Source organism: Kribbella sp. NPDC048915 (assembly GCF_040649595.1).
GTDB lineage: Bacteria > Actinomycetota > Actinomycetes > Propionibacteriales > Kribbellaceae > Kribbella.
On the sequence record NZ_JBEZFT010000118.1, the window covers coordinates 1 to 18669 of the forward strand.

Annotated in this window: 19 protein-coding genes; 10 read left to right on the forward strand and 9 right to left on the reverse strand. The window is 69.1% G+C overall.

Features of this window, described 5'->3' with window-relative positions:
• Positions 1–295: 295 nt before the first annotated feature.
• Entirely contained in the window at positions 296–1690 is a 1395-nt protein-coding gene (locus AB0B82_RS33580; protein WP_360177980.1) for an OFA family MFS transporter, read from the reverse strand.
• A 142-nt stretch (positions 1691–1832) separates the two neighbouring features.
• Here AB0B82_RS33580 and AB0B82_RS33585 point away from each other — a divergent pair, with 142 nt between their 5' ends.
• A complete protein-coding gene (locus AB0B82_RS33585) occupies positions 1833–2444 on the forward strand; it encodes a PH domain-containing protein (protein WP_360177983.1) in 612 nt (203 codons plus the stop codon).
• Between the two features lie 319 nt (positions 2445–2763).
• Here the strand turns inward: AB0B82_RS33585 and AB0B82_RS33590 are convergent, their stop codons facing one another.
• Positions 2764–3165: a helix-turn-helix domain-containing protein gene (locus AB0B82_RS33590; RefSeq protein ID WP_360177986.1), complete on the reverse strand. Its 402-nt coding sequence runs from the start codon at positions 3163–3165 to the stop codon at positions 2764–2766.
• 105 nt (positions 3166–3270) lie between these two features.
• On the opposite strand from AB0B82_RS33590, the gene AB0B82_RS33595 reads away from it, so the two are divergent.
• Positions 3271–4194 carry an NADP-dependent oxidoreductase gene (locus AB0B82_RS33595; protein WP_360177989.1) on the forward strand — a complete coding sequence of 308 codons (924 nt, stop codon included), beginning with the start codon at positions 3271–3273 and terminating at the stop codon, positions 4192–4194.
• Positions 4195–4643: 449 nt separating this feature from the next.
• On the opposite strand, the gene AB0B82_RS33600 is transcribed toward AB0B82_RS33595, so the two are convergent.
• A complete protein-coding gene (locus AB0B82_RS33600) occupies positions 4644–5855 on the reverse strand; it encodes a GNAT family N-acetyltransferase (protein ID WP_360177992.1) in 1212 nt (403 codons plus the stop codon).
• 92 nt (positions 5856–5947) lie between these two features.
• Positions 5948–6523: a GtrA family protein gene (locus tag AB0B82_RS33605; RefSeq protein ID WP_360177995.1), complete on the reverse strand. Its 576-nt coding sequence runs from the start codon at positions 6521–6523 to the stop codon at positions 5948–5950.
• 142 nt (positions 6524–6665) lie between these two features.
• Between AB0B82_RS33605 and AB0B82_RS33610 the strand changes: the two genes are divergently transcribed.
• From AB0B82_RS33610 to AB0B82_RS33620, 3 genes are all read left to right on the forward strand, one after another.
• On the forward strand, positions 6666–7838 hold the full coding sequence (locus tag AB0B82_RS33610; protein WP_360177998.1) for a 5-(carboxyamino)imidazole ribonucleotide synthase: 1173 nt from the start codon (positions 6666–6668) through the stop codon (positions 7836–7838).
• 18 nt (positions 7839–7856) lie between these two features.
• The gene (gene purE / locus AB0B82_RS33615) at positions 7857–8363 is read left to right on the forward strand and encodes a 5-(carboxyamino)imidazole ribonucleotide mutase (RefSeq protein WP_360178001.1); all 507 of its coding nucleotides are present in this window, start codon (positions 7857–7859) and stop codon (positions 8361–8363) included.
• Between the two features lie 83 nt (positions 8364–8446).
• Complete coding sequence (locus AB0B82_RS33620; protein WP_360178004.1) at positions 8447–9667, forward strand: MFS transporter; 1221 nt, start codon at positions 8447–8449, stop codon at positions 9665–9667.
• Between the two features lie 7 nt (positions 9668–9674).
• Here AB0B82_RS33620 and AB0B82_RS33625 read toward each other — a convergent pair whose 3' ends face one another.
• On the reverse strand, positions 9675–11012 hold the full coding sequence (locus AB0B82_RS33625) for a UDP-glucose/GDP-mannose dehydrogenase family protein (RefSeq protein ID WP_360178007.1): 1338 nt from the start codon (positions 11010–11012) through the stop codon (positions 9675–9677).
• A 170-nt stretch (positions 11013–11182) separates the two neighbouring features.
• On the opposite strand from AB0B82_RS33625, the gene AB0B82_RS33630 reads away from it, so the two are divergent.
• The gene (locus AB0B82_RS33630) at positions 11183–12346 is read left to right on the forward strand and encodes an acyl-CoA dehydrogenase family protein (RefSeq protein WP_360178010.1); all 1164 of its coding nucleotides are present in this window, start codon (positions 11183–11185) and stop codon (positions 12344–12346) included.
• A 157-nt stretch (positions 12347–12503) separates the two neighbouring features.
• Here AB0B82_RS33630 and AB0B82_RS33635 read toward each other — a convergent pair whose 3' ends face one another.
• Positions 12504–13439: an NAD-dependent epimerase/dehydratase family protein gene (locus AB0B82_RS33635; protein WP_360178013.1), complete on the reverse strand. Its 936-nt coding sequence runs from the start codon at positions 13437–13439 to the stop codon at positions 12504–12506.
• Between the two features lie 82 nt (positions 13440–13521).
• Here AB0B82_RS33635 and AB0B82_RS33640 point away from each other — a divergent pair, with 82 nt between their 5' ends.
• Positions 13522–14103, forward strand: a complete 582-nt coding sequence (locus AB0B82_RS33640) for a TetR/AcrR family transcriptional regulator (RefSeq protein WP_360178016.1) — start codon at positions 13522–13524, stop codon at positions 14101–14103.
• An 8-nt stretch (positions 14104–14111) separates the two neighbouring features.
• Here the strand turns inward: AB0B82_RS33640 and AB0B82_RS33645 are convergent, their stop codons facing one another.
• Positions 14112–14903, reverse strand: coding sequence for a phytanoyl-CoA dioxygenase family protein (locus tag AB0B82_RS33645; RefSeq protein ID WP_360178019.1), 792 nt, complete (start codon positions 14901–14903; stop codon positions 14112–14114).
• A gap of 70 nt (positions 14904–14973) precedes the next feature.
• Between AB0B82_RS33645 and AB0B82_RS33650 the strand changes: the two genes are divergently transcribed.
• Positions 14974–15804 carry an AraC family transcriptional regulator gene (locus AB0B82_RS33650; protein WP_360178022.1) on the forward strand — a complete coding sequence of 277 codons (831 nt, stop codon included), beginning with the start codon at positions 14974–14976 and terminating at the stop codon, positions 15802–15804.
• 24 nt (positions 15805–15828) lie between these two features.
• Here the strand turns inward: AB0B82_RS33650 and AB0B82_RS33655 are convergent, their stop codons facing one another.
• Positions 15829–16716 carry a glutamate-cysteine ligase family protein gene (locus AB0B82_RS33655; protein WP_360178025.1) on the reverse strand — a complete coding sequence of 296 codons (888 nt, stop codon included), beginning with the start codon at positions 16714–16716 and terminating at the stop codon, positions 15829–15831.
• A gap of 57 nt (positions 16717–16773) precedes the next feature.
• Here AB0B82_RS33655 and AB0B82_RS33660 point away from each other — a divergent pair, with 57 nt between their 5' ends.
• A complete protein-coding gene (locus AB0B82_RS33660) occupies positions 16774–17274 on the forward strand; it encodes a MarR family winged helix-turn-helix transcriptional regulator (protein ID WP_360178028.1) in 501 nt (166 codons plus the stop codon).
• On the opposite strand, the gene AB0B82_RS33665 is transcribed toward AB0B82_RS33660, so the two are convergent.
• Positions 17238–17819: a winged helix-turn-helix domain-containing protein gene (locus AB0B82_RS33665; RefSeq protein ID WP_360178031.1), complete on the reverse strand. Its 582-nt coding sequence runs from the start codon at positions 17817–17819 to the stop codon at positions 17238–17240. The two genes, AB0B82_RS33660 and AB0B82_RS33665, sit on opposite strands and share 37 nt — an antisense overlap.
• Before the next feature lie 58 nt (positions 17820–17877).
• Here AB0B82_RS33665 and AB0B82_RS33670 point away from each other — a divergent pair, with 58 nt between their 5' ends.
• Positions 17878–18450 carry a dienelactone hydrolase family protein gene (locus AB0B82_RS33670; RefSeq protein ID WP_360178034.1) on the forward strand — a complete coding sequence of 191 codons (573 nt, stop codon included), beginning with the start codon at positions 17878–17880 and terminating at the stop codon, positions 18448–18450.
• Positions 18451–18669 lie beyond the last annotated feature (219 nt).

The window sequence follows — 18669 nt, forward strand, 5'->3', positions numbered from 1 at the left end:
GTGGGTTCACCCATCGTGTTGTGGGTTCCGTACCCTTCACACGGGTCAGGAACCCACAACACCGTGGGTGAACCCACCGTGCGGGGACGCGGGCGTGCGGGGACGCGGGCGTGCGGGGACGCGTGCGGTCGTCCAGTCCGGGCGCTGACTCGGTCACCCAGACCCGCCCACGGATCGGTCGCAAGAGCCGGTTATTCGGTGAAGATCTTCACCGCGGTGATCAGTGTTTCGAGGATGCCGTACCCGAGCAGCACGGCGACCAGCAGCCAGGAAATCACCAGTCGTGCGGTCTGGTTCATCGTGCCGCCTCCACCGTCGTCTCGGTCGTCTCGTGGAATCGCTCGGACACCGAGCGGATGAGCAGGTTCGCGACGAAGCCGACGGCCAGCACGCCGACCATTGTGAACAGCGCCGGCCGGTACGCCGACGCCGTCAGCGTGCCCGGTTTGCCCTGACTGTCCAGGAACCCGTTGATGATCAGCGGCCCGGCGATCCCGGCCGCGGACCAGGCGGTCAGCAACCGGCCGTGGATCGCGCCGACCTGGTAGGTCCCGAACAGGTCCCGCAGGTACGCCGGTACGGTCGCGAAACCGCCGCCGTAGAACGAGATGATGACCGCGGCGAGCAGCACGAACACCGCCGTACTGGTGTGCCCGACGGTCGCGAGCAGCGTGTACGCGACGATCCCGACGCCGAGGTACAACGCGTAGATCGGTTTGCGGCCGATCACGTCGGACGTCGACGACCAGCCGAAGCGCCCGCCCATGTTGAAGATCGACAGCAGGCCGACGAAGCCTGCCGCGGCCGCCACCGCGACACCGGACTTACCGTCGGCACCGCGGAAGAAGTCCTGGATCATCGGGCTGGCCTGTTCGAGGATGCCGATGCCCGCGGTCACGTTGCAGAACAGCACGATCCACAGCAACCAGAACTGCGGAGTCCGGATCGCGTTCGCGGCCGACACATTGGCGGTGGTGACGAGCGGCTTCTGCCGTACCGACGCCGAGTCGAAGCCCTCCGGACTCCAGCCGTCGGCCGGGACGCGGACGGTGAAGACCCCGAACATCATGATCACGAAGTAGCCGAGGCCCAGCGTGACGAACAGTCCGACGAGCGCACCGCCGCCGGCCACCGACGTACTGACATCCGGATCGTAGTTGGCGTCGTACAGCCCGAGCAGCTGGCGGGACAGCGGGCTGGCGACCAGCGCGCCGCCGCCGAAGCCCATGATCGCCAGGCCGGTCGCGAGGCCCGGGCGGTCCGGGAACCACTTGATCAGGGTCGAGACCGGCGAGATGTACCCGATCCCGAGGCCGATGCCGCCGATCACGCCGTACCCGAGGTAGACCAGCCACAGCTGACCGGTGCCGATGCCGAGCGCGCCGACTCCGAAGCCCGAGGCCCAGAAGCAGGCCGCGACGAACATCGCCTTGCGCGGTCCGTTGCGCTCCACCCAGGTACCGCCGACGGCTGCGGACAGGCCCAGCATCACGATCGCGATGCTGAACACCACACCGACCGCGGTCTGACTGCTGTCGAAGTGCTTCACCAGCGAGATCTTGTACACGCTGGTCGCGTAGGCCTGCCCGATGCAAAGGTGCACGGCGAGCGCGGCAGGCGGGATCAGCCAGCGGCTGTACCCCGGCGGTGCGACGGTGTGCTCGCGGTCGAGTATCGACAAGACTGCCATCACGGCTCCTTCTCGTCCCCCAGTTGGTTACCCCGCGCGTATCCTTGCTGACTGTATGCAATTCGTGAAGTGTTAAACCACTTTTCGGTTCCGATCGTGTCGGGACGGGACAGCCGAACCCGTCACCTGTGAAACTGGTGCCATGGCGATCTCGGCGAAGTTGTTGGGCGAGGACGAGTACGTCGTCGTCAGCACCCGGACGCACTGGAAGGCGCTCATCGGGCCGGTGCTCCTGCTCCTGGTGGTCGCCGGCGCGGGCGGGTTCCTGGCCGCGATCGTGCCGGCCGGCTCCTTCCAGACCCCCGGCCGGATCGCGATCCTCGCCGTCGGCGTGGTGATCCTCGCGCGGTTCGCGCTGAAGCCGTTCCTGGACTGGTTCTTCTCGACCTACACGATCACCAACCGGCGCCTCATCACCCGCCACGGCATCCTCACCCGCACCGGCCGCGACATCCCGCTGATGCGGATCAACGACGTCTCGTACGAGCACGGTCTGGTCGACCGGATTCTCGGCTGCGGGACACTCCACATCGAATCCGCCGGCGAACGCGGTCAGGTGGTGCTGCCCGACGTACCGCACGTCGAACACGTCCACCTGCAGATGTCGGACCTGCTCTTCGGCGGCCCCGAAGGCCGCCCCGGCGACGGCATCCTCGAGGACGAACAGCCCCCCGACCACATGCGCCGCCGCCCCCAGCCCGAAGAACGCCCCCGCGAGGACGGCACCATCTTCAACTCCAACGAAGACCGCTGACGCCACCGCGAGCCGCCGCCGCAACGCCCGCCGCCGCCCGCCGCCCGCCGCCCGCCGCCTTCTCGGCGCCGCCGGGCCCGCCGCCCGCCGCTCTCCGCCGCTCGCCGCCGCCCCGCCGCCCGCCGCCGCTCGCCGCCCCGCCGCCCATCTCCCGCCGCCGCCTTCCCGCCGCCGCCGGGCCGTGGTTTGGCGGGCACTTTGTGCACCAGATCCGTATTTCAGCGCGCTGGAAATACGGATCTGGTGCACAAAGTGGTGATGGTGACGCCCGAGGTGGTGGGGTTGGTGAGGAAGACCATGCGGACTGCCCTAGCAGTGGTCAGGCGGTGGCGCGGTCGTACTCGGTGCGGGCGGCGGCGACTTCCGGCATGTGGGTGTCGGCCCAGGTCTTGATGGCGGTGATCAAGGGCATCAGGGTGCGGCCGAGCGGCGTCAGTTCGTAGTCGACGCGGACCGGCACCGACGGCGTGACCGTACGGATCAGCAGCCCGTCGCGCTCCAGCGACCGGAGCGTTTGGGTGAGCATCTTCTGGCTGACGCCGGCGATGCGGCGGGACAGGTCGGAGTACCGCTGGGGGCCGTCCGCGAGGGCGGTGATGATCAGGGTCGCCCACTTGTCGCTGATGCGGTCGAGCAGCTGCCTCGCGGGGCAGGTCGCCAGGAACGCGTCGTACTCGCGCGCCGCTTCCTCGCGGCGCTGGGCTGCGGTGCGGGTTGGCATGACTCTCCTCGCCGTACGGTACGTACTCCGAAGTACGCACTTCCGAAAAGAGAGTAGCTCTCCGACAGTGGTGTGGGAACCACAAGCCGGACAGGAGAGGAAGCAATGCGCGCACTGGTGGCTCGCCGGCTCATCGGGCCGGACGGGATCGAGCTGATCGACACCGCCGTACCGGAGCCGGCCGCGGGGCAGGTACGGATCAAGGTGGCCGCTGCGGCGGTGAACCCGGTGGACCTCGCGATCAGCAGCGGGGCGCTGGTCGAGATCGGCCTGACCGCACAGCGGGAGCAGTACGGTCTCGGCTGGGACGTCGCCGGTACGGTCGATGCGGCAGGTCCCGGAACCTCGCTGGACGTCGGAACACCGGTCGTCGGTGTCGCGGACCTTCTGGCGCAGCCGCTCAAGACCCACGCGGAGTACGTCGTACTCGGCGCCGACACGATCACCCCCGCGCCGAAGGGCGTCGAGCTCGACCACGCAGCGACGTACGGCCTGAACGGGCTGACCGCGCTTCAGGCAGTCGACGCGATCCCCGGAGAGACGATCATGGTGACCGGAGCAGCCGGCGGCGTCGGCGGGTACGCCGTGGAGCTCGCCAAGCACCGCGGCAAGACCGTGATCGCCAGCGCGGCGACCGCTGACGAGGAGCTGGTACGGCGACTTGGCGCGGATCACTTCGTTGACCGGAACCAGGATGTCGCGGCAACCGTACGACGGATCGCACCGGCCGGCGTCGACGGTGTCATCGATGCCGCCGTCGTCGGGATCGGTGCGCAGGAGGCGGTACGCAACGGCGGCCACCACGTTCACGTGGTCGGCGGCCCACACCCACCCCACCTGCGCGGCATCACCGTGCACCAGATCTTCATCCACGTGAACCCGGCCGATCTCCAAGAGCTCACGGGCCTCGTGGAGCAAGGGGTCGTCTCCACCAGAGTCGCCGAGACCTACCCCCTCGACGAGGCAGTAAAAGCCTACAAACAAGTCGCCGAAGGAGGCCTCCGCGGCCGCGTGGTCCTCCTGCCATGACGGCGTTCGCAGGGCCGCGACCCAGGCTCCAAAGAGTAGTGGCCGACGGCAACGACCGAGGTCCGGCACAGGTATCTCGTGGAGATCCGGATGGCCACCCTCGACTACGTGCGGAACGTCGCGGCGCACCACGCCAGACTGTTCAATCGGAAGCTGGTCGTTGCGCCGAAGCGGCCCACCAGGGGAAGCATCCCGGTGCTTGATCATCTCAGCGACCATGACGGCGCAAAGGCACGGTTCGGTGTGTACAACGTCCTCGCGGTCATGGCGTATCTGATCGGGGTCATCGATCCGGCATGCACCTGGCCCCACCGTCTCGTCGACCCTGATGAACCGCTTCCCGTCGTCGGACCTGATCACCACGGACTCACTGGGAGCACCCGCCGAGTGGGACAAGCTTGCTCTGTGGAATTAGCAAGCGAGGCGCCCCGCTGCGGCGGGCGCGGCGATCAGAACACCTCCAGGCTGACGGGGGCTACTGGCCAGGTGAAGGCGGTGTTGGTGCGGGTGAGGGCTCCGGGGGTGTGTTCGGTGATGCGGCCGGTGGTGGTGAATTCGGTCAGGCGGCGTCCGCCCAGGTAGGTGGCGCCGAGGTCGGTGATGGAGAGGCCGAGGTCGGCGGCGGCATCGGTGCGCTCGCAGTGGACCGAGGTGTCGTCGGCGATCAGGCGGAAGCAGCCGTTGTTCGACTCGATCAGGTGGTCGGTGACTTCGAGGACGACGTCGTGCGGTACCGCGTACTTCCGCTGCTGCAGCGCCCGCGGTACGTCGGTGACGCGCAACCACAGCGATTCGCTGATGCGGCGGTCGAGGGCGGTCGGCGTACTGACGAGCTGCTGCACCGGCTCGTCGACGGCCGCGTGCCCGTAGCCGAGCTTCGCGCCCAGGTCCATTGTCAGCAGGTGCTGCCAGAGCGCCCGGTACGCCGTGACGTCGGGGGCGACGAGCTCTTCGACGAGGACCTCGTTCGCGGGGCCGGTCGGGAGCCAGTTCATCTTGCCGCGCCACAGGGCGTAGCCGAGGATCGTGCCGGACTCGTCGCGGTACCCCAGGATCTGCCGCTCGGTCCGCCCGGCGCGTTCGTCCGGCTTGTCCTGCAGGTGCTGCCGCCACTTGAGGTCGGACCGCCCGGAGATCCCGGGGCGCTGCTCCTGCAGGCGGCGCAGTAGGGCGGGGAGCTCTTTGAGTGCCTCGTCCGCGGACAGGACACCGAGCGCACCCGGCCGGATCCGGTCGGAAGGCGGGCCGACGCGGTGCAGGTCGACCTCGTACGCCGTGCCCAGGGCGGCCGCGCCGTACCCGAATCGGCCGTAGATCGCGGGCTCGCTGGCCCACAGCACGGCGATCGCCTCGGGGACTTCGCGCAGCTGCTGCCCGATCAGGGCCGACATCACGCCGCGCCGGCGGTGCGTCGCCCGGACGCCGACGCCGGTGACGTGGGCCGCGTCGACGACTGCGCCGGGCACGGACAGGTCGCGGGTCAGCGCCCTGGTCGTGCCGATGATCTCGCCGCCGTCGGTCGCCACCAACGCTCGGTCCGGCTCGAACATCTGCCGCCCGATGTCGTCGAGCGTCGCGTCGAACATCATCGCCTCGCCGAACAGCCGCGAGATCTGCTCGTGCTCGTCGGCCCGCGCGGTCCGCACCTCGAAGTCAGTCATCACCGCATCTTCACACGCGGCACCGACAGTCCGCCGGGTATCAATTGTGGAGCCGGCAGCGGGGTGGCTCCACGGCGTGCAGTGGGCGAGACTCAGCGAACGACCGGCAGATCCCCGGTCGACTCCCCGTCGAGCTCCACCTGCTCGGCAACAGCCGAGGCCTCCCGCGCAGGCGCATGCTCAACCTCGTCGAGCGCGATCTCCTCACGGAAGACAAACTTCCGGTACGACCAGAACCGGAACAACGTCCCCAGCCCCAGGCCGACGAAGTTCGCCGCGATGTTGTCGGACAGCCAGCTGTGCAGGTCGAGCACGTAGCGCGAGAACGCCAGGCAGCCGGCCGCGATCAGCAGGCCGATACCGTTCAGCACGAAGAACAGCACGTACTCACGGTGCAGGCCGGAACGCTCCCGGTGACGCCACGTCCAGTACCGGTTGCCGAGGTACGTCGCCACGGTCGCGACCGTGGTCGAGATCAGCTTCGCGGTCAGCGGCTTGTGGTGCAGCATGCCGATCCCCGAGTCGGCGAGCACCAGCGGGTTGTTGAACACCAGCCAGTTGTAGATCGGCAGGTCGACCACCAGACCGAGCAGGCCGACAATCCCGAACTTGGCCACTTCGTGCACCAGGTGCTGGAACTGGCGGTACAGCGTGGTGACGAGTTTCAACGGGTTTCGGAACCTTCTGTGATCACACCGCAACGGGAGGGCAGTTTCCCACGGTACCCGCCGACCGGTGCTTCACCGAAATCGCCCGCGCGCCGCGGTGGCCGCCGTACGACCGATGTTGTATGGACATTAGGCTCACGGCGTGAAGTTCGATCGTAAGGACCTCCCCGCCGGTACACCGGTGGTCGGCATGGTCGGTGGCGGGCAGCTCGCCCGGATGACCCAGGAGACCGCTGTCGCGCTCGGGATCCAGCTGCGCGTACTCGCCGAGGGCGAGACGGTGTCGGCGGCCCAGGCGGTCGCGGACGCGCCGGTCGGCGACTACCGGGACCCCGAGACGGTACGCCGGTTCGCGGCCGAGGCCGACGTACTGACGTTCGACCACGAGCACGTACCGACCGACCTGCTGCGGGCGCTCGAGGCGGAGGGGGTCGCGGTACGGCCCGGTCCGGATGCGCTGGTGCACGCGCAGGACAAGGCGGTGATGCGGGCCCGGCTGGACACCTTTGACGCACCGTCGCCGGCGCATCAGGTGGTGGAGAGAGCCGAGGATGTCGTGGACTTCGCGAAGCGCGTCGGCGGGTTCCCGATCATCCTGAAAACCACCCGCGGCGGGTACGACGGCAAGGGTGTGTGGTTCGTCGACGGGCCGGACGACCCGCAGGTCGCGACCGCGTTCGGTAGCGGCGTACCGATCCTCGCCGAGGAGAAGGTCGACTTCGTCCGCGAACTGTCCGCGATCGTGGCGCGCTCGCCGCACGGGCAGGCGGTGGCGTACCCGATCGTCGAGTCGGTGCAGCGCGACGGCATCTGCGTCGAGGTCACCGCGCCCGCACCCGGCCTGGCGCCGGAGCAGGCTGCGCGGGCGCAGCAGACCGCTCTGCGGATCGCCGGCGAACTCGGCGTGGTCGGCATCCTCGCGGTCGAGATGTTCGAGGCGCGGGACGGCCGGCTGCTGGTCAACGAGCTCGCGATGCGCCCGCACAACACCGGCCACTGGACGATCGACGGCGCGGTCACGTCGCAGTTCGAGAACCACCTGCGCGCTGTGCTCGACCTGCCGCTCGGTTCGCCGGCCGCGCGAGCGCCGTACACGGTCATGGTCAACGTCCTCGGCGGCGACGTCGACGACATGCATCGCGGCCTGCTGCACTGCATGGCCCGCGACCCCGGCCTGAAGGTGCACTTCTACGGCAAGTCCGTGAAGCCCGGACGCAAGGTCGGCCACGTGACGGCGTACGGCGACGACCTCGAGCAGACCCGCGAACGCGCGCGGCACGCCGCTGCGTACCTGACCGGCACCATCGACGAATAAGACGAGTAGAGGAAGCACATGTCCGTTGGAATCGTGATGGGGTCGGACTCCGACTGGCCGACGATGAAGGCCGCGGCGGAGGTCTGCGCCGAGTTCGACGTGCCCTTTGAGGCAGACGTCGTGTCGGCGCACCGGATGCCGACCGAGATGATCGACTACGGACGCTCGGCGCACGAGCGCGGGCTCAAGGTCCTGATCGCCGGGGCGGGCGGTGCCGCGCACCTGCCCGGGATGCTCGCGTCGGTGACTCCGCTGCCGGTGATCGGCGTACCGGTCCCGCTGAAGTACCTCGACGGGATGGACTCGCTACTGTCGATCGTGCAGATGCCGGCCGGCGTGCCGGTGGCGACGGTGTCGATCGGGAACGCTCGCAATGCGGGGTTGCTGGCGGTCCGGATCCTGGCCGCTTCCGACGAGGGGCTGCGGGGGCGGATGCTCGAGTTCCAGGAGTCGCTCGCGGAGCTGGCCCGCGGAAAGGGGAGCACGGTGCGTGACGGCGCGGAAGAATTGCGTAAAGGCTTGTAAAAGGCTCAGGTCTGGACTGGTTTCCACAGGGCGGGGGCGGGTAGTCGTGAGATCCCATTGGTTGTCGTCTAAGGTCGTCGATCGTGACTCCGCCCACTGACTCGGATACGCAGCGCATTCCGGTCCGCTACTGGATCTGGCTGTTCGGCGCCGCTGTGTCCCTCCTCGGCGATCTGACCATGTCGTTCGCCATCGGGTGGTCGGCCACCCGGCACGGCGGTAGCGTCGCCGGTCTGGTCCTGCTGCTCGCCGCCGCCCCACGGGCCACCCTGCTGCTGGTCGGAGGCGCGATCGGCGACCGGTACGGCGCACCGCGCGTGCTGCTGGCCAGTTGTACGGCGATGTTCGTGGTGACCGCCGCATTGGTCCCGGCGACCCTGGCCGTCGGTGAACCCGTGTGGCTGCTGGTGATCCTGGCGCTGGTGGTCGGAGTGATCGACGCGTTCTTCCTGCCGTCGTCGCGCTCGATGCCGCGGTTGCTGGTGCCCCCGGAGCAGGTACCGCGCGCGCTGGCGAGCTTCCAGGTGACCGGCGTGGTCTTCGCCGTCACCGGCACGGCGGTCGGCGGTGTCCTGGTGAGCTGGGCCGGACTGACCGCCGCGGGCGGTTTCGATGCTCTGACCTTTGGCGTGATGATCGTCGTCCTGCTCCTGCTGCGGAAGACGATCGCGCCTCCCGGCCGGATGCCGGCCGGCATGCTGCGCTCGATCGGCGCCGGGATCCGGGTCGCCTTCGGTCGCCCGCTGACCCGCGCGCTGCTGATCACGATGACGGTCGCGGCGGGTCTGCTGATGCCGCTCGACGCGCTGCTGTTCCCGCTGCTCGCCCGCGACCACGGCTGGAACGCCGCGACCGCCGGTCTGCTGGTGGCCAGCCGCAGCCTGGGCGTCGGCGTGATCGCGCTCCGGATCCTGATGCGCGGCGCGTTCCCGCGACCGGGCATCTTCGCCGCGATCGGGCTGCTGGTTGCCGCAGTCGGCCTGCTCGGCCTGTCCGTCCTCGACCCGCTGCCGCTCACCTTCGCGGCCGGCGTACTGAGCGGAATCGGCGTCGGTACGTTCACCGGTCACGTGCTGCCGCTGCTGATGAACTCGGTCGAGCGTGAGTTCCAGTCCCGGCTGCAGTCCATCGTCGTGCTCGCGCAGAGCCTCGCGCTGATGGTCGCGAACCCGCTGCTCGGCGGCCTGGCCGACGTCTCCGGCATCGGTATCACCGGCGTCTGCCTGGGAATCTCCTGCGCGGCCGCGATCACCGGGTGCGTCGTCCTGACGCGCCCGGTGCTGCGCGCCGCGACCGTCGCCTGAGGGAGCCTTACGGCTTGCCGGGGGCGCGGTAGGTCCACCCGGCGGCGCGCCAGGCGGCGGCGTCGAGGTTGAGCCGGGCGTCGACGACCACCGGGGTGGCCACGACCTGGCGCAGCGCGACCGGGTCGAGCTGCCGGAACTCGGGCCACTCGGTCAGGTGCAGGACTGCGTGCGCCTCGCGACAGGCCTCGATCGCGCTCTGGGCGTACCGCAGCGTCGGCCGGACCTTGCGGGCGTTCTCCATCGCCTCGGGGTCGTAGACCGTGACATTGGCGCCGTGCAGCTGGATCCGGCCCGCCACGTCCAGGGCGGGCGAGTCGCGGACGTCGTCCGTGCCGGCCTTGAACGCGGCACCGAGCACCGTGACGTTCTTGCCGACCCATTCGCCGCCGAGCGCATCGTGGGTGACGTCCACGATCCGCGCGCGCCGGTGCAGGTTGATGTCGTCGACCTCGCGCAGCAGTGTGATGACCTCTTCGACACCGAGCTCACCCGCGCGGTGCATGAACGCGCGCAGATCCTTCGGCAGGCAACCCCCGCCGTACCCGGGGCCGGCGTTCAGCATGCCGCGGCCGATCCGCTTGTCGTACCCGAGCGCGTCGGCCAGCTGGGTGACGTCGGCGCCGGTCGCGTCGGCCATCTCGGCGAGCGCGTTGATGAACGAGATCTTCGTGGCCAGGAACGCGTTCGCCCCGCCCTTGACCAGCTCGGCGGTCGGCAGGTTGCAGACGACCACCGGCGAACCTTCGGCGATCGGTGTCGCGAACACCTCACGCAGTCGCTTTTCGGCCGCTTCGGACTGGACGCCGAACACCAGGCGGTCCGGGTGCAGCGTGTCCTCCACGCCGTGCGCCTCCCGAAGGAACTCCGGCTGCCACGCGACCTCCACCGCCGTACCGGCCGGGGACTCCGCGTGGAAACGCTGCTCCAGGACCTTCGACGTACCGACCGGGACCGTGGAACGGCCGACCACGAGCGTCGGCTTGGTCAGCAGCGGCGCGAGCATGTCGACGACCGAGTGCAGCTGCGACAGGTCAGCCGCTTCGCTGCCCTCGAGCTGCGGGGTGCCGGCGCAGATGAAGTGCACATCCGCCCAGTCCGCGATCTCGCGGTAGTCGCTGGTGAACCGCAGCCGGCCGGAATCCACGTGCTTCTTGAGCAGCGGGTCGAGCCCGGGTTCGTACAGCGGCGCCTTGCCGTCGTTCAGCAGCTTCAGGCGGTGCTCGTCGATCTCGACCCCGATCACGTCGAAACCGAACTCGGCCATCCCGGCGGAGGTGTTGCAGCCGAGGTAGCCGGTACCGATCACGGCGATCCGGAGCGGACGGGGCGTCGCTTCACTCATGCCCGGGACTTTACCCATCGTGCCACCCATCACGGTTACGGCCCGGCGGCCGCCGCCGGTCAGGCCCGTGGTCAGGCGTGATCATGAGGTGCGGTCGGCCGGTGCGGACTTGGTCACTTTCGGGGTACGACGTCCTGCCGGCGCGCGTTGTTCGTCGTACTGTGTGACCCGTGAGTAACTCATTCGAGCTGTACGCGCTGTCCGAGGAGCACCAGGCGATCCGCGCGGCCGTCCGCGACGTCTGCGACGCCAAGGTCGCCCCGCACGCCGGGGACGTGGACGAGCTGGCCGAGTTCCCGAAGGCGTCGTACGACGCCCTGAAGGCGTCCGACTTCCACGCGCCGCACATCCCCGAGCAGTACGGCGGCGCGGGCGCCGACGCGCTCGCGACGGTGATCGTGATCGAGGAGGTCGCCCGCGCGTGCGCCTCGACCTCGCTGATCCCGGCCGTGAACAAGCTCGGCTCGCTCCCGCTGCTGCTGTCCGCCTCGGACGAGGTCAAGCAGCGGTACCTGCCGCCGGTCGCGGCCGGCGACTCGATGTTCTCGTACTGCCTGTCCGAGCCCGAGGCCGGCTCGGACGCCGCCGCGATGAAGACCCGCGCGGTGCTCGACGGCGATCACTATGTGCTGAACGGCGTCAAGCGGTGGATCACCAACGCCGGCGTCTCGGACTACTACACCGTGTTCGCGGTCACCGACCCGTCGGCGCGGTCGAAGGGGATCAGCGCGTTCGTGGTCGAGAAGTCCGACGAGGGGGTGTCCTTCGGTGCGCCGGAGAAGAAGCTCGGCATCAAGGGGTCGCCGACCCGCGAGGTGTACTTCGACAACGTCCGGATTCCTGCTGATCGCCTGATCGGCGAGCCGGGGACCGGCTTCGCGACCGCGATGCGCACGCTCGACCACACCCGCGTCACGATCGCCGCGCAGGCGCTCGGGATCGCGCAGGGCGCCCTCGACTACGCGCTCGGTTACGTGCAGGAGCGCAAGCAGTTCGGCAAGGCGATCGCGGAGTTCCAGGGCCTGCAGTTCATGCTCGCGGACATGGGCATGAAGATCGAGGCCGCCCGCCAGCTGACGTACGCCGCCGCGGCCCGGTCGGAGCGCAACGACAGCGACCTCACCTACTTCGGCGCGGCCGCCAAGTGTTTCGCTTCCGACGTGGCGATGGCTGTGACGACCGATGCTGTACAGCTGCTCGGCGGATACGGGTACACCCACGACTATCCGGTCGAGCGGATGATGCGCGACGCCAAGATCACCCAAATCTACGAAGGCACCAACCAGGTCCAACGCATCGTCATGGCCCGCCAACTCCTCAAGGGCATCAACTAACCCGGCCCCGCCTGGGCGGGCTAGCGCCGCGCTCGACTGGGGAGTGCAGCACACCTGAAGTGATCAGTAGAACTCCCCGATTCACCACAGTCAGGGCTGGCGCGGCCAACTTCTGCAGGGATCAGCCGGCGACGTTTTCCTGCGCGATCAAGCGGGGTCAGGCGTTCCGGTAGTAGGCCGGCCCCGAGAGGTCCTCGCGCCACGTCGGGCCGGTGGGTTTCCATCCGACGAGGTCGTGGGTGAGGTGGGCCGAGGCCGGTCCGTCGACGGACCAGAAACCGCCGAGGAACCCTAGATAACGGCCGATCTCGTCTTCCCCGACGGAGATCGCCGGGACTCCGAGTCCGGCCGCGATCGCCTCGGCGACCTGACGGAGCTCCACGCCTTCCTCGGCGATCGCGTGCAGCACGGACCCGGCCGGTGCGGACTCCGCGGCGAGGCGGAACAGCACGGCGGCGTCATCCCGGTGAACGGCGGGCCATCGGTTCGTCCCGTCACCGACGTACGCCGAGGCGCCGGCCGCGCGCGCCGCGCCGACTGCTGCGGCCGTGAATCCGTTGTCGCCCGCGCCGTGCGTGGCGGGTGGCAGCCGGACGATACTGGCCCGGATCCCCTGCTCAGCGAGCGAGAGCACGTGACGAGCAGTCGCGGATCGATCGCCGCCGCCGCTCACCGGCCCGGCCGCCTCCACCTCCGCCAGCCCGTCCTCCTCGGTGGCGACGACGCCGGGATCAACCCCGACCACACCCAGCACACCCGACGCGACCACCAATGCCTTTCCGGTCCCGGCCAGCCGCTCCGCGAACGCGTCCACGACCGCCCGGTCGTCCTGCGCGGCCCGCTCGTACTGCCCTGCGAATGCGATCTCGTGCTTGAACCCCAGGTGTACGACGGTATCCGCCGTGCCGGCCGCATCGCCCAGGACGTCGAGGTCGTCGAGGCTGCCACGGACGACGGTAGCTCCGGCCGCGTGCACCGCGGCCGCCGAACGCTCCGACCGCGCCAGCGCGGTCACTTGGTGGCCATGGGCAACCAAGTCCGGGATCAGCGCGGAACCGACCCAACCCGATCCACCGGTGACGAAGACCTGCATGTTTCCTCCAGAACGGTTCCGTCGACGACTCCGATCATTATGTGTACGATCGTTCAAGAAATGCAAATGGGAGAGTGATCCCATGGCAGGCAGGCCCATCAACCAGCAGCGCCGCGACGAACTCCTGGACGCGGTCGTCGGCTACGCCGTCGAGCACAGCTTCGCCGAGCTCACCTGGAGACCGTTGGCGACGGCGCTCGGCGTCACGCCGACGACGCTGGTGCATCGGTTCGGCAGCAAGGAGCAGATGATCGAGGCCGTGCAGACGCGGCTGCGGGAACGCATCCTGACCGAGACCGCGCCTCCGGCCGACGAGGAGCTGGACCTTCCGGCCTACGTACGGCGGGTGTGGGATCGCGTCGCCGACCCGGTGCGCGCGGGTGAGTTCCGGCTGTTCTTCGCCGTGTACGGGCAGGCCCTGCAGGCTCCCGAATCCTTCGACGATTTTCTCAGCCACGTGATCGCAGACCCGGTGCGGGCCTTCGCAGCAGTCCGTGGCCGTCAGTCGGTGCAACAGGCGACCTGCCAGGCGACGCTCGTGATCGCTGTCCTGCGAGGGCTGTTGCTCGATCTACTCACCACCGACGACCGCGACCGGGTGACCGGCGCCCTGGAAGCCTTCGTGGCCGGCCTCGAGGACGGCGGTCCCGGACTTCAGGCGTAGAGCAGGCTCTACCCCAGCGGCCACAACTGTGGCTGGATCGCCGGGTCGGTGTAGTCCGGGTCGGGGTTGTGCCGGACCAGCGTGTCGTTCGGATGCCCGGGACCGGGACGCCAGCGGTTGTCCAGCGGCTGCAGGTGAATGGCGATCGATCGCCGGGGTGACGAGCTGAAGTTACCTGCGCTGCCGTGCACGGTCCGGCAGTGGTGGAAGCTGACCTGACCGCGCTTCATCCGCGGTACGACGGGTGTCGGGTCGTACCCCTGCGCCGCGATCGACGCCTCGAGACCTGCGGTGTCCTGCGAGAAGAAGTCCAGCCCGGTCACGGACCATCGATGACTGCCCGGCAGGAAGCCCACCGCGCCGTTCTCCTCGTCGACGTCGTGGAATCCCACCCATGCCGTGAGCATGTCGTCCGACGTGCACGACTGCCAGTACTGCCGATCCGTGTGCCATCCGACCCGCGCCGTCCCGCCCGGCGGCTTGTACAGCAGTTGGTCGTGCCACAACCGGATCCCGTCCGCGCCGGACAACGCGGCGGCCGCTTCCGCGATCGCCGGATACCGCACCAGCGCGGCCAGTTCGTCCACCCGGAGTGACGCATAGTCGTTCTTCCGCAGGACGTCGCCGTCCTCGGGCTGCCAGCCGCGCGTCGCCGGTACGTCGGGGAACGAGTGATCGTGGTCGCCGGCGTAGAACCGTTTCATCCCGCGCTCGGCCGCATCGAGGATCTCCGGCGGCACGATCACCGGTGAGATCCAGTATCCGTTCGCGCGGAAGAAGGCAATGTCGTCAGGCGTCATGCCGATCAACCTAGGAAGCGGCCGCGCCGGACGCGTTGCCGATGTTCAGGCAAATGGACACAATCTTCAGGTGCCCCTGCATCGGCCGAGTGGTTTGCGCGCGGGATTCCATGCCGACGGCTTCGCGCCGGACAGCGGCCTGCTGCACGCGGGCGAGCAGTGGGTGCCGGAGCAGTTCCTGATCGAGCCGCACGAGCACCCGGTCTGGGAGATCTATCTGCAGCAGCACGGCGTCACGCATTGGATGGCCGGTGGCGAGAGCTACGCGTTGCATCCCGGGCACCTGTTCGCCGTACCGCCCGGAGTCCGGCATCACCTCGCGAGCCGGTCCGGCAATCACCACTTCTACTTCGCCGCGATCGACCTCGACGTGGTCGCGAAGCGCCAGCCGGACCTGAGGATGCCGCGGGCCGTCCTGCACCGGGAGGCGGGCGAGCTCGCGTATGCCTTCGGGCAACTGGTTCGGGAGCTGACCACGCGGTACGAGTACGCCGAGACGGGTCTAGTACTCGCCGTGGACCATCTCGTCCTCGCAGTGTCCCGGTCGCTCGCGCCGACCGCCGTACCGCAGCTCGCGATGCATCCCGCCGTACGGACGGTGCGGCGACTGCTGGACCAGGAGTTCGACCGGCGCTGGACGTTGAAGGAGCTGGCGGAGCGCGTCGCGCTCGCTCCGGCGTATCTGGCCGAGCTGTTCGCCGCCGAGCTCGGCCGGCCGCCGCACCGCTATCTGAACGAGCGCCGGATCGACCGTGCCCGCCAGCTCCTCGAGACCAGCGACATGACGATCACCGCGCTGGCCCTGAGCCTCGGCTTCAGCTCCAGCCAGCATTTCGCCCGGGTGTTTCGCCAGTACACCGGCCGTACGCCGACCTCGGTCAGATCGTCACGATCGCGGTGAGATCGTCCACGAACAGGACGCCGTTCATGCTGCAGCCACCTCGTCCTGGTCGAGTACGCCGTCGGCCGCCGCGCGCCAGAGCCCTTCTGTACAAGGGATTCTGCGCAGCACATCGCGTCGTCGAACGTCGTCGTACATCAAGTCGGACAGCATCGCTACGGCGCGCTCCGCCTCGTCGGGCGGCAATGCGTCGAGGAAGCGCACCTCGAGGTACGTCCCGCGCGGCCGCACTGGTGGGAAGAGCGTGGTCAGATGCCCGGCGGGTCCGTCGACGAACACCGTGGCGCCGGCCGCGAATGCGGCGTACGCCTCGATCGGGTCGTCGCCGCGCAGCAGTCTGGCGTCGAACGCGGTCCGCGCCGGATCGACCTCGAGCCAGGTGGCGAGCCGTTCGCTGTGGTTGAACCGCGCGGCGACGAACGGCGCGGCCAGGTTGAGGACCCGCCACTGCTCGAGGCCCGCGCGTCCCGGCCACCAGTCGAGGCAGATCTGCGTCGACGCCGTCCGGCGCATCATCCGCCGCCCGGCCGGGCCGATGCGGTCGAAGTGCCGTTGCATCGCCAGGTAGCGCGGCGACGTCAACTGCAGCGGTACGTCGAGCCGCGGGTCGACCGGGATCGCCCGCAATGTCATGCCGGTCAGCCGTCGCCGCAGATCGGCGGTCAGTACGGCGAGGTCGCGCAGCGGATCGCGCGCCGGCGGGAGACTCAGCTCGAGTTGCCCGCCCGGCTCGAAGCTCAGGTACGGCATGGCAGGCGAGGCCGCGGCGGCACGTCGTACCTCGCCGATCGGTACCACCGCACCGTCGGACGCGCCGACGACGTACTCCTGCTCGACAGCAACCCGCACCGACCGCCGCCGAGCGCGGCTGAACAGCGCGGTCACCGCCGGGCGGAGCTCCCAGGTCTCCATGACCCCTCCAGAAAATGTAAGGTTTCCTGTCGAGATATTGGAAGGTATCCTTACGGCATGTCAAGACCTCAGCCACCGCGTCCTGATCGCAAGCCGCTGATCGTGCTGGTCGAGCGCGCCAATCGCGCGCTGCAGACCGATATGGTCCGGCGTGCCCACGCGGACGGCCACAGTGAAGTGAAGGTGGCCCACAACTCGGTCTTCGGCACGCTGCACCGCGGTGGTGCGCGGGCCGCCGATATGGCGGCGCGGGCCGGGATCACCCGGCAGTCGATGGGGGAGGTGATCCGCGAGATGGTCGCCCTGGATCTGCTCGAGATGAAGCCCGATCCCGAGGATCGACGGGCGAAGCTCGTCGACTACACCGATCACGGGCTGGATGTCGCCGGGGACGGCTTCCGGTACCTGATCGAGCTCGAACGCCGGTTCGCGGCGGAGTTCGGGGAGCAGGAGTACGACATCGCCAGGGACGTGCTGGCGCGGCTCGTCGACCTCCTGGACAAGATCGCCGCCGAGGAAGGTCAGGCCTCGTCTTCGGCGGGCGGCAACGTCGGGTAGTCGACCATCGGGTACAGGCCGACGGCGAACCCGTACGTCGTGTCGCCGGCCCGGGGGAGCTGGTCGAAGCGGTGGATCAACGCGTCCACCTGCTGCCAGAACTCGGCCGCACGCTCCTCGGGGATCCGCGCGTGCCGGATGAACGAGCGCATCCGCCCCGCGTCGTACGCCGGTTTCGACTCCTCGGCCGCGACCTCGAAATCGTTGAAGTCGTGCGGGAGCTGCCCGTCCTTGCCCTGCCGGCCGAGGCCGACGAAGAACATCCGCGCCGCGCGGCCGTAGAAGCGCTCCTCGATCGCCCGCACCTTGCGGGTCCGCACCACCTGCAGGATGCCCGCGTCGGAGAGCACCTTCACATGGTGCGCGACCGTACTCTTCGGTCGGCCGACCGCGGTCGCGAGCTCGCTCACCGTCGCCGCGCGCTCGTGCAGCAGTTGCAGGATCGTCGTCCGGAGCGGGTCGCTGATCGCCCGCACCTGCTCCGCGGTGGTCAGTTCGAGGGTGTCGGCAAGCTCGTAGTCCGGCACCGGCCTGTTGATCGACATGGTTCGAATAGACTAGCATCGACGATTGTTCGAATTATTTGGATCATTGGAGTAGATGATGGCCGAGGTCGTGCTGTACCACCATGCGCAGGGTCTGACCGACGGGGTGCAGGCGTTCGCCGACGCGCTCCGGGCGGCAGGTCACACCGTGCACACACCTGATCTGTACGAGGGCAACACCTACGAGACCCTCGACGAGGGGATGGGCTACGCACGCTCGACGGGCTTCGACACCATCCTCGAGCGCGGGGTCGCGGCGGCGCAGGCTCTGCCGGAGCAGGTCGTGTACGCCGGGTTCTCGCTCGGGGTGATGCCCGCGCAGAAGCTGACGCAGACCCGTCCGGGCGCAGTCGGCGCACTGCTGTACGACGCATGCGTCCCGGTCGAGGAGTTCGGCAGCTGGCCGGACGGCGTCCCCGTTCAGGTGCACGGCATGGACGAGGACCCGTACTTCAGCGAGGAAGGCGGCGACATCGACGCCGCCCGCGCACTCGTCGCCGAGGCCGGCGCCGAGCTCTACCTCTACCCCGGCAAACAGCACCTGTTCGCCGACTCATCCCTCCCCGGCCACGACGAGGCCGCCACCAAACTCCTCCTGGACCGCACCCTCGCCTTCCTCGCGCAGCGGTAATTCCAGGTTCCAACGCCAGGGGCTACCCGGCCCTGGTGACCGATCTGTGAGCACCTGCTGGCCGCCGTCGAGACGCGTGTACGACGCGGCGGCTGGTCGTGAGCCCGGCTGACCGAGTGGGCGCGCGCGTTGGACGCCCGCGCGCGTCCCCGCACGGTGGGTTCACCCACCCCGGCCAGACGAGTGTCGACAACCTGATACCGCAAGGCCGACTCCACC

What these genes read in the sequence shown, in the direction of transcription:
- AB0B82_RS33580 (WP_360177980.1), bottom strand. Translation starts at nt 1,690, where the DNA reads ATGGCAGTCTTGTCGATACTCGACCGCGAGCACACCGTCGCACCGCCG.
- AB0B82_RS33585 (WP_360177983.1), top strand. Translation starts at nt 1,833, where the DNA reads ATGGCGATCTCGGCGAAGTTGTTGGGCGAGGACGAGTACGTCGTCGTC.
- AB0B82_RS33590 (WP_360177986.1), bottom strand. Translation starts at nt 3,165, where the DNA reads ATGCCAACCCGCACCGCAGCCCAGCGCCGCGAGGAAGCGGCGCGCGAG.
- AB0B82_RS33595 (WP_360177989.1), top strand. Translation starts at nt 3,271, where the DNA reads ATGCGCGCACTGGTGGCTCGCCGGCTCATCGGGCCGGACGGGATCGAG.
- AB0B82_RS33600 (WP_360177992.1), bottom strand. Translation starts at nt 5,855, where the DNA reads ATGACTGACTTCGAGGTGCGGACCGCGCGGGCCGACGAGCACGAGCAG.
- purE (WP_360178001.1), top strand. Translation starts at nt 7,857, where the DNA reads ATGTCCGTTGGAATCGTGATGGGGTCGGACTCCGACTGGCCGACGATG.
- AB0B82_RS33625 (WP_360178007.1), bottom strand. Translation starts at nt 11,012, where the DNA reads ATGAGTGAAGCGACGCCCCGTCCGCTCCGGATCGCCGTGATCGGTACC.
- AB0B82_RS33635 (WP_360178013.1), bottom strand. Translation starts at nt 13,439, where the DNA reads ATGCAGGTCTTCGTCACCGGTGGATCGGGTTGGGTCGGTTCCGCGCTG.
- AB0B82_RS33640 (WP_360178016.1), top strand. Translation starts at nt 13,522, where the DNA reads ATGGCAGGCAGGCCCATCAACCAGCAGCGCCGCGACGAACTCCTGGAC.
- AB0B82_RS33645 (WP_360178019.1), bottom strand. Translation starts at nt 14,903, where the DNA reads ATGACGCCTGACGACATTGCCTTCTTCCGCGCGAACGGATACTGGATC.
- AB0B82_RS33655 (WP_360178025.1), bottom strand. Translation starts at nt 16,716, where the DNA reads ATGGAGACCTGGGAGCTCCGCCCGGCGGTGACCGCGCTGTTCAGCCGC.
- AB0B82_RS33660 (WP_360178028.1), top strand. Translation starts at nt 16,774, where the DNA reads ATGTCAAGACCTCAGCCACCGCGTCCTGATCGCAAGCCGCTGATCGTG.
- AB0B82_RS33665 (WP_360178031.1), bottom strand. Translation starts at nt 17,819, where the DNA reads ATGTCGATCAACAGGCCGGTGCCGGACTACGAGCTTGCCGACACCCTC.
- AB0B82_RS33670 (WP_360178034.1), top strand. Translation starts at nt 17,878, where the DNA reads ATGGCCGAGGTCGTGCTGTACCACCATGCGCAGGGTCTGACCGACGGG.